Raw genomic sequence first — 14,673 nt, forward strand, 5'->3', positions numbered from 1 at the left:
GACAGCCTCCTCAGCCCAGGTCCGTGAGCTGCTGGGCGAGGGTCGAGGCCCCCTCCACGAGCCGCACGCCGGGCGTCGACGCGCTGTACGGCACGGTGACCAACCGACCCTCGCGGACGGCACGCAGCGTCCTGAGCACCGGGTCCTTCTCGAGGTGGCCGCGCTTCTGCGCAGCCGAGGACCATGAGGCGTCGGCGAGCACGATCACGTCGGGATCGGCCGCGAGGACGTCCTCCCAGGGCACCTCGGACCAGCCGCCGTCGACGTCGGAGAAGACGTTGGTGGCCCCGACCGCGTCGAGCACGAGCTGCGGGCCGCCCTGGCCCGCCCCGGCCAGCGGTGTCCTGTCGCCGGAGTCGAACCAGAAGACGTCGAGCCCGTCCCCGGCCGCCTCGTCCTCCAGCTTCGTCAGGGTGTCGCGCTGCCGCTTCACGAGGGCGGTGGCGCGGTCGGTCACGTCGAAGACCTCCGCCACGGTCTCGACCTCGTCCCAGACGTCGTCGAACGCCACCCGGCCGTCGGCGTCCCGGCAGCCGAGGGGCGAGGTGTAGGTGGCGATCCCGAGGTCGGCGAGCTCGGACCGGGACGCTGCCGTCTCCTCGTCGAACGCGCTCGTGTACGAGGCGTAGACGAAGTCGGGCTCGGCCGCCAGGAGGGCCTCCTGGTCGGGGTACTCCTTCGCGATCACGTCGACGGAGGAGTAGGCGTCGGCGTGCGCGTCGGCGACCCGGTCGTCGAGGTAGGCGGTCCCGGCGAGCCTGTCCTCCAGGCCGAGAGCGAGCGCGACCTCCGTCGCGCCCTGGTTCATCGTGACGGCTCGACGCGGCGGGGCGTCGACGACGGAGGTGGTGCCGCAGTCGTCGACGGAGAGGGGGTAGCCGGCGGTGCCCCCGACGTCGGAGCGGTCGGCTCCGGGGGCGCCGGTGCAGGCGCTCAGCAGCAGGGCCGAGGAGAGGCAGGCGGCGAGGTGGACGGGGGTACGACGGATGGCCATGGTGGTGCCCTCTGGGGTCCGGGGGCTCCGTGCGCGAGAACCCCGGGTCGGGTGTCGCGACCTCGGCGAGGCCGCGGCCAGCAGGTCTTCGGACTCGGGATCAACCGGGCCAGGCACCTTCCCGGACCCGAGAGTCCAGTGGTGTCATGCCTGGCCCGTCACCCACACCGCTGCGCGTCAGTCCCGGATTCCCACCGGGTTCCCTGGTCCGACCGTGGCCGGACGCGACTGGCAGCCGCACCGTAGCAGCACCGAGGCGACGAGCGACCACGTGCCGAGGGCGCATCGTGCTCAGGCCGGTCGACCGACCCCGTACGGGTCGAAGGAGCTGCGGTGCTCGTCGACCTGGAGCGGTCGGCCGATCGGCGGGGCGGCACGCTGCGGGCAGCGAGGGCGGTCGCACGTGCGACAGCCAGGTCCGATCGGCATGACGTCCGGCTGGGCGAGGTCGAGCCCCGCGCTGTAGACCAGGCGCCCGGCCTGGCGCAGCTCGCAGCCCAGCCCGATGACGAACGTCTTGGCCGCGCTGCCGTAGCCGCCGCGCCGCCGGGTGACGGTCCGGGCCACCCACAGGTAGCGCTGGCCGTCGGGCATCTCCGCCACCTGCACGTCGACCTGTCCGGGGGAGGCGAAGGCGTCGTAGACGTTCCAGAGCGGGCAGGTGCCGCCGCTGCGCGAGAAGTGGAAGCCCGTGGCCGACACGCGCTTGGAGATGTTCCCCGCCTTGTCGACCCGCACGAAGATGAACGGCACGCCGCGCAGCTCGGACCGCTGCAGCGTGCTCAGCCGGTGAGCGACGGTCTCGTAGCCGACGCCGAAGTGCTCGGCGAGCACCTCGACGTCGTAGCGCAGCCGCTCGGCGGCGCGGAAGAAGGGGCGGTAGGGCAGGATCAGCGCGCCGGCGAAGTAGTGGGCCAGACCGATCCGCGCCAGGGCGCGGGTGGTGTCGTCCGGCCAGGTCTCGGCGTCGAGGACGGCGTCGAGGACGTCGCCCGCCTCCAGGTAGGCGAGCTGTGTCGCCATGCGGAACGCCTGCTGCCCAGGGCGGAGGTCGGGCGCGAGACGGAGCGTGCGTGTGGCCTCGTCGTACTCGAGGGTGCTGCGACCGTCGGCCGCACTGGCCGCGACGGTGACGCCGTGAGCGGTCTGCAGGTGACGTCGCAGGTGGCGGCGGACCTCGAGGCGTCGTGTCCCGATGGACCGCGCCAGGTCCTCCGCGGCCCGGTCGACAGGGTCGATGTAGTTCTGGTGCCGGTAGAAGAAGTCGCGGACGTGCTCGTGCGGCATGAGGGCCTGCGAGGCGGCGCGGCGGTCGGTCACGGCCTCCAGGTGGGCGACGGCGTCGCGGTAGCGCCGGTGCAGCTGCACGATCGCCTCCGCGACCTCGGGCATGGACCCGGCGACCTGCTGCAGGTCCGACAGCGGCAGGCCGGTGGCGCCGCTGGCCTCCGGCAGCGCCTCTCGCAGCTCCGCGAGCTGGCGGGCGGTGTCGCGGGGGCTGAAGAACGCCGGGTCGACGCCGAAGACCTCGGTGAGCCGCACCAGCACGGTGACCGTCAGCGGACGGGTGTCGTGCTCGATCTGGTTCAGGTAGCTGGCCGAGATGGCCAGGATCCGTGCGAGCTCGACCTGGCTGAGGCCGCGCTCCTCGCGCAGTCGACGCAGCCGCGCACCTGCGTAGAGCTTGTCCATGGGCTCACCGTAGGCGATCTGTGAAAGGTCGAGCCTTCGCAATCTTGGCAAAAGCGGTGGTCTTGGTTGTCAGAACCTGGCGGACTGCGTGACTTCACCTCGGGCGGGACGGCCGCTGCACTGGATCCCGAGACGCCCCGGATCACCCGGACCGGGAGCACTGCACCAGGAGCCACGATGACGAACCAGAACCCCGCCCCCACCGCCGAGCAGCTCGACGCCGCCTGGGCGTCCGACCCGCGCTGGAGGAACGTGAAGCGCGACTACACCGGCGCCGACGTCGTGCGGCTGCGCGGCACCGTGCAGGAGGCGCACACCCTCGCCGACCTCGGCGCCCGCAAGCTGTGGGACTACGTCTCCGGCCAGTTCGAGGGCGTCGACTACGTGAACGCGCTCGGCGCCCTCACCGGCAACCAGGCGGTCCAGCAGGTCCGCGCCGGGCTCCGTGCGATCTACCTGTCCGGCTGGCAGGTCGCCGCCGACGCGAACCTCGCCGGGCAGACCTACCCCGACCAGAGCCTGTACCCGGCCAACTCGGTGCCCGCCGTCGTGCGTCGCATCAACAACGCGCTGCAGCGCGCCGACCAGCTCGAGCACGCCGAGGGGGAGGTCACCCGCGACTGGTTCGCCCCGATCGTCGCGGACGCGGAGGCCGGCTTCGGCGGCCCGCTCAACGCGTACGAGCTGATGCGGGCGATGATCGCCGCCGGTGCCGCGGGGGTGCACTGGGAGGACCAGCTCGCGAGCGAGAAGAAGTGCGGACACCTGGGCGGGAAGGTCCTGATCCCGACCCAGCAGCACGTCCGCACCCTGAACGCGGCCCGCCTCGCCGCCGACGTCGCCGGCGTGCCGACCGTCGTCATCGCCCGCACGGACGCGCAGGCCGCGACGCTCCTCACGAGCGACGTCGACGAGCGCGACCGTCGCTTCCTCACCGGGGGCCGCACCTCCGAGGGCTTCTTCGAGGTGTCGAACGGCATCGACCCGTGCATCGACCGTGGCATCGCCTACGCCGAGTACGCGGACCTGCTGTGGATGGAGACGTCCGAGCCGGACCTCGAGCTGGCCCGCCAGTACGCGGAGGCGATCAAGAAGGAGCACCCCGACCAGCTGCTCGCCTACAACTGCTCGCCGTCGTTCAACTGGCGCAAGCACCTCGACGACGCGACGATCGCGAAGTTCCAGCGTGAGCTCGGCGCGATGGGCTACACCTTCCAGTTCATCACCCTGGCCGGCTTCCACGCGCTCAACCACTCGATGTTCGACCTCGCCCACGGCTACGCGCGCACCGGCATGAGCGCGTACGTCGAGCTGCAGGAGCGTGAGTTCGGCGACGAGGCGCGCGGATACACGGCCACGAAGCACCAGCGCGAGGCGGGGACCGGCTACTTCGACGCCCTCAGCACGACCATCAACCCGGCCTCGTCCACCACCGCGCTGACCGGGTCGACCGAGGAGGCGCAGTTCTGATGTGCGCACCCACCCGCAACGACATGCAGGTGCTCGGTCCGGTCGGACCGCGCGACCACGAGGTGTTCAGCGACGGCGGGCTCGGCATCCTGCGCATGCTGCACGACCGGTTCGACGGGCGTCGGCGCGAGCTGCTGCGCCTGCGTCGCGACCGGGACCTCTCGGCCGCAGGCGGTCCCTACTTCCTTCCCGAGACGGCCGCGGTCCGCGAGGACCCGTCCTGGCAGGTGGCGGGATCCGGACCCGGTCTGGAGGACCGCCGGGTCGAGATCACCGGGCCGGTCGACCGCAAGATGACGATCAACGCCCTCAACTCCGGCGCGCAGGGCTGGCTGGCGGACTTCGAGGACGCGACCAGCCCGTCGTGGCGCAACGTCGTCGACGGCCAGCTCAACCTGCACGACGCGGTGAGCCGGGTCATCGAGCACGAGGAGAACGGCAAGCGCTACCGGCTGCAGGACGGCCCGCTGGCCACGATCATCGTGCGTCCGCGGGGGCTCCACCTCGACGAGGAGCACCTGCGCATCAAGGGCGCACCCATCGCCGGCGCGCTCTTCGACTTCGGCCTCTACGTGCACCACAACGCCCGGCGGCTCATCGAGCAGGGAACGGGCCCGTACTTCTACCTCCCCAAGCTCGAGAGCCACCTCGAGGCCCGCTGGTGGGACGACGTGTTCACCCGCACCGAGCAGTGGCTGCGCATCCCGCACGGCACGATCCGCGCGACGGTGCTCATCGAGACGCTCCCCGCTGCCTTCGAGATGGAGGAGATCCTGTACGAGCTGCGCGACCACGCGGCCGGTCTCAACGCCGGCCGCTGGGACTACATCTTCAGCACGATCAAAAACCTGGGGGCCGATCCCGCCTACGTGCTGCCGGACCGCGCCGACGTGACGATGACCGTGCCGTTCATGCGGGCCTACACCGAGCTGCTCGTGAAGACGTGCCACCGTCGCGGCGCGCACGCCATCGGCGGCATGGCGGCGGTCATCCCGAGCCGGGACGAGGACCGCAACCGCGACGCCCTGGCGAAGGTCCGGGTCGACAAGGAGCGCGAGGCGGCCGCCGGGTACGACGGGTCCTGGGTGGCGCACCCCGGTCTGGTCCAGACCTGCCGCGACGCCTTCACGGCGGTGCTCGGCGACCGGCCGAACCAGGTCGAGCGCCAGCGCGACGACGTCCAGGTGTCCGCTGCCGACCTCCTCGACGTGGCCGCCACGCCGGGTGAGGTCACGGCCCAGGGACTGCGCGCGAACGTCTCCGTCCTCGTCCGCTACGTCGACGCCTGGCTCGACGGGCGAGGTGCCGTCGGTCTGGACGGCCTGATGGAGGACGCGGCGACCGCCGAGATCTCGCGCTGCCAGCTCTGGCAGTGGTGCCGCCACGCGACACCGCTCGACGGGGGCGGTGTCGTCACGCGCTTCCGGGTCGCGGCCCTGCTGGAGCAGGAGCTCGACGCGTTGGAGAAGGCGGGGCGACCGCCGGAGCGGATCGAGGCCCTGCGCCACGTCGTGCGACGAGGTGCGCTCGGGGACGACCTTCCCGCGTTCCTCACCGACGACGCCTACCGACGTTTCCTGGTGACCCGCGAGGAGGCGGCGGCGTGAGCGAACCGCTCGCGATCGGCGTCCTCGGCGGCGGCCTGATGGGGTCAGGCATCGCCGAGGTGTGCGCCCGCGCCGGCCACGACGTGCTCCTCGTCGAGGCCGACGCGACAGCACGGGACGGAGGCCGCGACCGGGTCGCGGCCTCCGTGGCCCGTGCGGTGGAGAGGGGCAGGCTCACGTCCGCCGACGGCCAGCAGGTGCTCGACCGGATCACCTTCAGCCTCGACCTCGACACCTGTGCGGACCGTGATCTGGTGGTCGAGGCCGTGACCGAGCGCGAGGACGTCAAGAGCGACGTGCTCTCGCGCGTCGACAAGGTCCTGCCCGAGGACGCGGTGCTCGCGAGCAACACCTCGTCCCTGCCGATCATGCGTCTTGCGGCGGCGACGACGCGGCCGGACCGCGTCGTCGGGCTGCACTTCTTCAACCCCGTGCCCGTGATGCCGGTCGTCGAGATCGTCACCGCGATCACGACCAGCGGCGAGACGCTCACCCGCGCCGAGGACTTCGTGCGCGGCAGCCTCGCGAAGCACGTCGTGCGGGCGACCGACCGTGCGGGCTTCGTGGTCAACGCGATGCTCGTGCCCTACCTGCTGTCGGCGGTGCGGATGCTCGAGTCGGGGTACGCCACCGCCCACGACATCGACCAGGGGATGCGGCTCGGTTGCGGCCACCCCATGGGCCCGCTGGCCCTGTGCGACCTCATCGGCCTCGACACCGTCCAGGCGATCGCCGCGTCGATGTACGCCGAGTACAAGGAGCCGCTGTACGCCCCTCCGCCGCTGCTCCAGCGCATGACCGACGCTGGCCTCCTCGGGCGCAAGAGCGGCCGAGGCTTCCACCCTGCGCCGTCGTCGTCCTGACGCCCGACCCGGGGTTCCCCTCCTGCCCCGCGTCGCCGCGACCTCGGCCCGGTACGCTGCTCGGGGTGCGTCGACGGGATCGAACGCACCCGCGGGCCCCCGTAGCTCAGGGGATAGAGCAACGGTTTCCTAAACCGCAGGTCGCAGGTTCGAATCCTGCCGGGGGCACCCTGGGAATCGCCGAGGTCTCGCCGAACCTCACCAGATGGTTCAGCTCGGTCAAGGGCTTCGAGACCACATCGACCGAGCGCGAAAGCGGCTCGGGCCCGGTCGAACGCGAAGCCCTGCGGGGCTCCCGGGATCGGCGACGCAAGCCCAAGTCGGTACCACGCTCATGCGGAGTGGAGGCCGTCCGAGCGAGGACGTGTCGCGCCTCCACACGCCACCAGTCCAGACGGTCCCTGCAGATGCATCGAGAGAAGGTCCCTGTCGATCATCTGGCGAACTCGGTCGGGAACAGTCGAACATGCACTCGTCCGACCGCAAACGCGAGCTCAGAGACCGCGAACGGCAGTAGATACTCCGCTTCCGCGCGAGTCTCCGTCGATGTTCGGAATCGGAAGATCGCCTTGGTGGTCGTTTCTGTCGCTCGAACGGCCTGAACCGCGGGAGCTTCCGAGATCCTCAGAGCATGGCGGAACCCAAATCCCAGACGATACTCTCGATCAGGATCTGTGTGCAGCGACAAGCCGTACTCCACCTCGCTGCCGACCTCGAGGTTGAATGCGCCGCTTGCGCGGAGCGTGCACGACAGATCGCACCCGTTCTCGATGTCTCCACACCGGTCGCAGATCGTCTGAGTCGTGTGCATGATGGACGCCAGCCTGCCCTCACGAGCGAAGCCGCGCGTCGGCCATCCGCAAGCACAGTCTTGGCTGGCGTAGAACGAGGGTGAGGCGACGCTGCGCTCCGCGAAGAACACCGGGAGCTCGCCAACGGCGCCATTTCGCGCCAGCGATCGAGCGAGCGCCTCATCCGCTGTGCTGACCGCGCGTCTCAGTTCCTTCAACGCGGCGCGACGTGCGACGGGGTCATGACGGACAGTGCGGTGGATGCATGAGTGTGCGGCATCGAGCACACGGTCGAGCGCAGCGTGCGCGTTGTCGCGTCGCGGAATGGTCCCGGTGCCGAGCATGGACTGAGCTCGGCGGACGACCACGTCGATCCAACCGTCCGAGACGCTGTCGTTCGCCTCAGCCGATGCCAACCTGTGCCAGGGCTGGGAAGGGGTTGATGTCGGCAAGGCTTCTCTCCATCCGAGTGACGGCGCCGTTCTGTTGCTCTGCCCACGCGATGATTTCCGGTCTGCCCGCGTCACACGCAGTCATCGTGAAGATGATGCGTTGGGCCGGCCCATCGATAGCCGCGAGCAGGAGGTTGTAGTCGGCGCTGTAGAGGGCAGCAGGAGCCGCGGCTCCGCTGAAGCAGTTCAGTAGTGCGAGTTCCGTTGCTCTGATCTGTCCGACGGGGATGATTCCGCGCTCAGGCTTGTAGCACCCTTGGCCGAAGTGGCACGAGGGCCCGTATCCGGTCGGCCGTCTTCCCGTCGGGGCAAAGCGCCCGCACAGCGTGTGGAGACCGAGGTTCGAGCTGTCCGTCGCCCCATTTCCATGGAACAACGCACGGCGCCAGGGTCCCCCGGCCACGCGATGTGAGAAGTTCTCGTCGAGATCTGCCTGCATCTCGTCCGGCCCGATCCAGGTGTATCCGTCGATGGGAGCGCCATCGTCGAGGTCTGAGACGATCAGGTCCGGTAGCCCCGGTCTTGGCTGGGACAGCTGCTTCGCAACCATCCACGACAGCGACGGTTGGTCGCGCCCGGTCAGGATTCTCGGCGGTGGCGTGTCACCGGCTCCGTAGCTGAGCTCAGCGTAGGTGCCGACCAGGACTTCAGGTGGCTCATCGATGGCACACTCGCCAGGAGGCAGGGCCGATGCCAGGCGCAGCAAGGGTTCTGAGACGTCCCCTTCGACACGGAGGTACCTCCGTTCCTCCCTGGCTGGCTCTGTCGAGGGCATGTAGAGAGCGTTCGCGGAGGTGACGGACGCTGTCAGATCTGGGCGGTCAGCGGTGAGCACCGGGACCGTCCCAGCATGGCTGAGGTACCGGTCGACCGCGCTGGCGTACTCAGATTCTTCCGGGTACGCCGCGAAAGCCGTCGTCATCATGGGACGGTCGCGAACCGGTACGCATCGAGGACCGCGAGCATACGTTCGTGGACCTCCAGGGAGTCCTTTCCTTCCACTTGAACCACCCCGCTGCATGCGGAGGACGCCCGGTTGGGCCGGAGCTCCTCGCCGACCTGCACGTTGATCTGGCAGGAGATCACGCCAGGCATGCTGAGGATCTCGTCTTCGCTCGAGACTGTCGTCACGACTCCGGGAGCGGTGGGCAAGAGCAGATCGCCCACTGAACGGTCTCGTGTGTGAGTCAGGCTCGGTGTGCGACCGACATAGAGATCAGCGATCGCGGTCATGATGTCGAATCCATACGACAGACCGTGGTTCAGCGGTACCTCGCAGCCGCTCAGCCGGGCGGCAAGCTCGCCCATGACGAATCGACCGTCGTGAGCGATGAAGAACTCGCCGTGCAGGTAACCATGCTCGTAGCCGAGGGCGTCGACGAGCTGCTGGGAGAGAGCGCGAGAGTCGATCGGCTCTGGCTCGCTGGGAGCGAGAGTGATGTTCGCATTGATCGATCCGATGAGGTAGTCGAGGATCGGTGCCGGGTTCAGGGAGATGTAGCTCCCGAGGACGCGCCCCTGAGAGACGAGCGCGCACAGCTGATACTCGGTTCCAGAGATGTACTCTTCGGCGATCCACTCGTACGTGTCGTCTCGTACATGGTGGAGCGCCGGGTCTGCCGGGCCTGCAAGCTTGTAGGTTCCGACGCAGGTGTCGGAGTCGATCGGTTTGAGGATCAACGGCCAACCGTGCTGGTCGGCGAAGTCGACGATGTCCTCCTCTGAGGCGACGGGGCGATGACGCGGCGCGGGGATCCCCGCTTCCGCGTACAGCTCCTTCATCGCTGGCTTCTCCCGGACGCGCGAGACCTGCGTCGGGGTGAGGTGCGGAAGGCCGGCGGCGCGTGCGAACGCTTGGGCTTGATGCTGTACTGCCTCGTTGGGGTTGCAGAAGAAGGTGGGAGTCCGCCCGATGCCCTGGAGCCACTGCTGGTAACGTGCAATCTCTTGTTCCAGAGGTGCGGACTCGTCAAGCTCGAACACGGGCACGTCGTCGCTCAGGTCTTCCTGCGGTCCGGTTCCCGTGCGATCGGCGGGATCTCCGAGCCGAAGCAGGATCGTGTCGATGTCGCCGCGATCCAAGACGCTGCGGGAGAATCGGGCGCGCTTGCTCTCCGCGAGCAAGAGGGTCGGGACGTGTGAGTCGGTGTTCGGCATCAGTGCGGTCATGTCTTCCATCCCTCTTCTGTTTCAGCTCGCGAGGATCGCGCGCTCCGCCGTGCTCGCGCGACCGGATCGTGTGACGCGCACATCACGCACGATGTTCACGCGCTTCAGCCATCGCTCTCGCGCTGACTCGAAGCGTGGGACGAACGCTCGCCGCCCGTGGACGACAACCCGGTTGTTGATGAAGCCCATCTCCCCGGGCCTCAGGACGAGGTCGTAGAGACGGCTGTTCAGGTGGTCGACGAGCCACTGGAATGCGTGGACTGCTTGATCATCGCCCTCGATCGGCTCGACGAAGTCACGATCCGCGCGGAGCACGGCGCCCTCGTCGTCCGACGTCAACAACGCCCTGGGGGCCAGCTCGCTGGTGTCCGTGACCTCATGAGCGCTGTCTGGCCGGATGTAGAACCTCGGCTGGCTGAGGACCTCGCGGATCGCAGCAGGCACGGCATCAAGCTCCACGCCAGCCACGGTCGTGGCAACGCTCCCGGGGTTCCGTAGGCAGAACAGACCCACCCAGTCAGCCCGATGTGGCGAGAATGCGTCCTCGGTGTGCCATCCGAGCTCCTTCGTGCTCGAGGAGCTGACGAGGCTTTCCTCCATACCTTGTGTTGGCACGATGTCGGTGACGATCCGTCCGCGTTGCTGTGCCTGCCAACCGATCGGATCGCCGAGCAGAGCGCCGAACAGAAGCGCCTCGAAGGCGTAGAGACGGCTTGCTGGTGTGTCTGCGCTCTGCCAGTTCTCCGGGGTAGGGCCGATCTGGCCGTCGTGGACCGGAATGCCTCGGAAGACCACGGCCCCGACCTGCTCTCCCAGGCGTGCGCGAGCGGCTAGCCGTCGCGCGGTCAGCGGCATGGCGCCGGCGACCGCATCCAGCTCGGTGAACAGAGCGAGATCGTGGGGCGAGGTGAACGTGTCCATGAGCTCGCGGGCGAGCTGCTCGACGGTGTGTGCTTCGTCCTCGTCGAGTGCGACGTCGAGGACGGTGGGATCTGCGGTGGCCGGCTTGGCCTCGTCGACAGAGAGTGTCATCTGTGTGCCTTCTTCTGCAGGGCGTCCTCGGTGCGTGTGTGGGAGGCCGCGTCGGTCATGGCGGTCGTGGACAAGGCGTCGATCGCGAGATGGCGAGCACGGGGCGCGAGTTCGTCTGCTCCGTGCCGATGTGAGTTGAGAAGGGTGACGACGACATCCGGTTCGTGCACCAGGTCGGCGGCTTCGGCCGGTTCCTGGAGCTGCCGGGCGAGGTCCTCGGTCAAGCTCGTGACAGGAGAATCCAGGTCCGCTTCTGCGATGGCGAACGATCTGCTGCTGAACGTTGCCGAACGACGGACCCACAAGCGGATCCAGGGCGAGTCGAACTCGGCCCTCATCGAGAGGAGGCAGTGCGCGAGGAGCGCAACCGAGACTGTTGCGTTCGTGTCGCGCGCCAGCACTTCCAGGTCGCGACGCTCCGGGACGGCAAGCGCTCGCATGTCCTGCGTGACAGGAGCACCCTTCGCCGGCTGCGCCGGAGTCTGCCCAGCCTCGTCCCCTTCGTCGAGATGGAGCAGCGTTGTGAGTGCGCGGGCGCTGGGTGCGCGATAGAGGTCGGGAGCACCGAGCTCGATGTCGAACAGGCGCCGGATACGGTTCGCGAGCTTGGCAGCCAGCAGGGAATGGCCGCCCATCTCGAAGAAGTCATCGACCGTGCTCACTCCGTCGGGGTGCACGGCGAGGGCCTCAGCGATGACCTCGACCAGCCAGAGCTCCTCGATCGTCCGTGGGCCTTCGCGTGGTGTCCTCGGCACAGGTCGCGTGTCGCTGCGTAATGCTGCTCGATCGACCTTGCCGGCGGTGTTGAGCGGGAGCTCGTCAGTCATGATGATCTCGGACGGCAGCATGTACTCCGGTAGCCGCTCGCGTAAGTACTGTCTGAGGTCGCGTACGTCGAGCGAGCGTCGACGTCCGGCTGACGGAACGTTGGCGAAGGCGTGCGGCCATCCGATGCTTGCCGGGAGTCGCCGACTGAGCCCCACGAGGTTTGCGGCCCCTACGGGGCTGTACACGACGTCGACATGGGTGAGGTCTTCCGCGTAGTCCACCTGTGTGTCCCGGCCGAGTCGGTCACCGAGTGCGGAGAGATCCTCTGGATCGAGTGCCAGACCTTTCTGACGCAAGCGCGCGCTCGGTATGGAGAGCCATCGAAACGACTCGCTGGGATGCTCTCGCAGCTCTGTCTCGATCTCCTGCTGAGAATGCTCGTCCCATACGCGGACGTTCTCGGGATCTGCACGTTCCGCGACGGAACCCTGCGCGGCGCGAAGTGTGACATCGTAACGGTAGACGGACAGCTCGTTGTGACTCGTGCTCCGCTTCAGGGTGACGTCGACACGATCAAACTCTGGTACCTGCTCAGGTAGTTCGCGAAAGTAGTCGGGATGGATGAGTAACTCATCCTCATCATCAAGTGCTGCGCCAACTCGTCGGGCGTAGTGATCGGCGAGTCCCAGATTGCGCAGGTCGCCGAGGAACACGGTTCCGCCGGGCGCCAGCAGGTGCGCGATGCCTCTCAGAGTGTCAGTCATGTAGACGATGGACGGGAAGTACTGGACCACCGAGTTGAGGATGACCACGTCGAAGTGCGCGGTGGGTAGTCCGGTGAAGTCATCGGCGCTCTGTCGACGCAGGATCGGGCGCACGGTGTGTGAGGCAGTCAAGCTGCGTAGCCGGTCGATGACCTCCCCGGAGATGTCTGTTCCCCAGTACTCGCTGCACTCGTGGACGATCTTCGTCAGGAGCAGCCCGGTGCCGACACCGATCTCGAGCACCCGCTGCGGATGCAGGCGCCGGATCCGACTGACCGTCGCTTGCTGCCATTCCCGCATCTCGTCGAGCGGGATGGGCTGGTGATCCTTGCGGGAGTTCCAGCCCGCGAACGCCGTGTCGGACTCGTCCAGCCTGACACCGTCGTACAGGGCGTCGTAGAAATCTTCCCAGCTGGCGAGGATGTCTGTCTCCACCCGATCGGAGACGTAGGCGAGGTGCGCGACGAGGTGGTTGACGACGCCGTCCTGTCGGCACGGAACGACTGCGGCCTGCTTGACGCGCGGATGCTCCAGCAGGACTGTCTCGATCTCCTCGAGCTCGATGCGATGACCGCGTAGCTTCACCTGATGGTCGGTGCGCCCCACGAACACGAAATCGCCGCGGCTGCCTCGTCGAACCAGGTCGCCGGTGCGGTACAGGGCTGGCGGGCCGGGAATGAACCGCTGTGCTGTGAGATCCGGGCGATTCAGGTAGCCAGCCGCCAGCCCGCGTCCGCCGAGCAGGAGCTCGTGGACGGAATCATCCTTGCTCACCGGTTCGCCCAGAGCCACGATGCAACCTTCGATGGGGCGCCCGATCGGGAGGTCGGAGGTTGCGGAGGTGACGTCATCCTCGACGACAGGGTGGATCAGCGCGAAGGTTGTCAGCTCTGTGGGCCCGTAGCAGTGCACCAGGGCTGTGGGGGCATACCTGAAAGCACGCCGTACGGAGTCGAGGTTCGCCCTCTCGCCGCCGAAGAGGATCAGACGAAAACTCGCAAGGACCTCCGGAGCGGTGTCGGTCATCATGTTGAAGAGCGACGTGGTCTGGAACATGACCGTGAGACCGTGTGCGGAGACGGCTGCGCGTAGCTGAGCTGGGTCGGTGGAGATTCTCTTCGGGAACCCCACGAGCTGCGCGCCAGTGGTCAGTGTGCCCCACAGCTCGTACGTGAAGGCGTCGAATGCAGGCGATGAGAGCTGGGCGACACGGTCGCCGTCGTGAATCTTGATCGCAGGCGTGTTGGTGACGAGGTTGACGACTGATGCGGCCTTGATGACCACGCCCTTCGGGGTGCCGGTCGAGCCCGACGTGTAGCAGACGTAGAGCGGGTCCTCGCCGGACAACGTCGCAGACCGGTCAGGGGCCTCGACGTCGGTCGGCAGGCCGAGCAGATCCCGCGCTCGACGCTGTTCACGTGAGGTGACGGCCACAGAGTCAGCGACGATCGTCGCGCGTGGTCCTGCGTCCTGGAGGATCTGACTGCGCCGGGCACTGGGCCACTGTGGATCGATGACGAGATATGTGGCGCCCAGCTTGGCCGCCGCGAGAACCAGGATGACCAGGTCCACCGAAGGTTCCAGTACCAGAGCGACACGGTCGCCCCGCCCGACATCGAGCGCGCTGAGCTTCGCGCTGGCGACATCGGAGGCGGTGTCCAGCTCGCGGTAGGTCAGCGCCGCTCCACCAGCTTCGGGATAGTGAACCGCGGTCGCATCAGGCCGACGAGCCGCTATGCGCCGAAAGAGCTGAAGCGGGTGGTCCTGATCGCCAACCGACTCGTCGGACACGCGCTACCCCCAACGCTCGCGATGCTGCATCTCACGCTCGGCTCCGGCAGAGACCGGGTGTCGGCTGCCGTCGCGACCATGATGCAGACAGTTGGAGATACAGTCAAACTGTTCTTTGGAGGTCGTCGTGCTTGGTACACCAACCGGCCGGTCTGGAGAGTCGACGCGCCCGTGTGCGTATCGCCGTCCGCGTGCCGACGCCGTCTTCGCAGTCGCCAGTGGCGAGGTGATTGCGGCGCTCGCGCGGCTGTGTCCTCCTCTCGGTGCGCACGAGTCCCTG

10 protein-coding genes, 1 tRNA gene and 1 riboswitch are annotated in these 14,673 nt (G+C 68.1%); of the genes, 4 read left to right on the plus strand and 7 right to left on the minus strand.

Annotated features, from left to right (window positions below; all coding sequences use genetic code 11):
- Positions 1–10: 10 nt before the first annotated feature.
- Both AC3WRM_RS16145 and AC3WRM_RS16150 read right to left on the minus strand, forming a co-directional pair.
- A complete protein-coding gene (locus AC3WRM_RS16145) occupies positions 11–994 on the minus strand; it encodes an ABC transporter substrate-binding protein (protein WP_492249576.1) in 984 nt (327 codons plus the stop codon).
- A gap of 62 nt (positions 995–1,056) precedes the next feature.
- A riboswitch (cobalamin riboswitch) is annotated at positions 1,057–1,242 on the minus strand.
- A 43-nt stretch (positions 1,243–1,285) separates the two neighbouring features.
- A complete protein-coding gene (locus tag AC3WRM_RS16150; RefSeq protein ID WP_492249575.1) occupies positions 1,286–2,686 on the minus strand; it encodes a short-chain fatty acyl-CoA regulator family protein in 1,401 nt (466 codons plus the stop codon).
- Positions 2,687–2,863: 177 nt separating this feature from the next.
- Here AC3WRM_RS16150 and aceA point away from each other — a divergent pair, with 177 nt between their 5' ends.
- The 4 genes from aceA to AC3WRM_RS16170 all read left to right on the plus strand — a co-directional run bounded on the left by aceA (position 2,864) and on the right by AC3WRM_RS16170 (position 6,794).
- The gene (gene aceA, locus AC3WRM_RS16155) at positions 2,864–4,156 is read left to right on the plus strand and encodes an isocitrate lyase (RefSeq protein WP_492249574.1); all 1,293 of its coding nucleotides are present in this window, start codon (positions 2,864–2,866) and stop codon (positions 4,154–4,156) included.
- Positions 4,156–5,763 (plus strand): malate synthase A, encoded by a 1,608-nt coding sequence (aceB, locus tag AC3WRM_RS16160; RefSeq protein ID WP_492249573.1) that lies wholly within the window; start codon positions 4,156–4,158, stop codon positions 5,761–5,763. Before aceA ends, aceB begins: the two co-directional genes overlap by 1 nt.
- Positions 5,760–6,626: a 3-hydroxybutyryl-CoA dehydrogenase gene (locus AC3WRM_RS16165; protein ID WP_492249572.1), complete on the plus strand. Its 867-nt coding sequence runs from the start codon at positions 5,760–5,762 to the stop codon at positions 6,624–6,626. The genes aceB and AC3WRM_RS16165 overlap by 4 nt, the downstream gene beginning before the upstream one ends.
- Positions 6,627–6,721: 95 nt before the next feature.
- Positions 6,722–6,794, plus strand: a tRNA-Arg gene (locus AC3WRM_RS16170).
- A gap of 265 nt (positions 6,795–7,059) precedes the next feature.
- Here the strand turns inward: AC3WRM_RS16170 and AC3WRM_RS16175 are convergent.
- Genes AC3WRM_RS16175 through AC3WRM_RS16195 form a run of 5 tightly spaced genes read right to left on the minus strand, consistent with a single transcriptional unit; the run spans position 7,060 to position 14,393 of the window.
- Positions 7,060–7,761 (minus strand): hypothetical protein, encoded by a 702-nt coding sequence (locus AC3WRM_RS16175; protein ID WP_492249571.1) that lies wholly within the window; start codon positions 7,759–7,761, stop codon positions 7,060–7,062.
- Between the two features lie 58 nt (positions 7,762–7,819).
- Complete coding sequence (locus AC3WRM_RS16180; protein WP_492249570.1) at positions 7,820–8,791, minus strand: hypothetical protein; 972 nt, start codon at positions 8,789–8,791, stop codon at positions 7,820–7,822.
- Positions 8,791–10,047, minus strand: a complete 1,257-nt coding sequence (locus AC3WRM_RS16185) for an ATP-grasp domain-containing protein (RefSeq protein WP_492249569.1) — start codon at positions 10,045–10,047, stop codon at positions 8,791–8,793. The genes AC3WRM_RS16180 and AC3WRM_RS16185 overlap by 1 nt, the downstream gene beginning before the upstream one ends.
- A gap of 12 nt (positions 10,048–10,059) precedes the next feature.
- Complete coding sequence (locus AC3WRM_RS16190) at positions 10,060–11,070, minus strand: TauD/TfdA family dioxygenase (protein ID WP_492249568.1); 1,011 nt, start codon at positions 11,068–11,070, stop codon at positions 10,060–10,062.
- Positions 11,067–14,393, minus strand: coding sequence for an amino acid adenylation domain-containing protein (locus tag AC3WRM_RS16195; RefSeq protein ID WP_492249567.1), 3,327 nt, complete (start codon positions 14,391–14,393; stop codon positions 11,067–11,069). The genes AC3WRM_RS16190 and AC3WRM_RS16195 overlap by 4 nt, the downstream gene beginning before the upstream one ends.
- Positions 14,394–14,673 lie beyond the last annotated feature (280 nt).

The organism is Aeromicrobium sp. EU05-FHT14F07, from assembly GCF_058790455.1.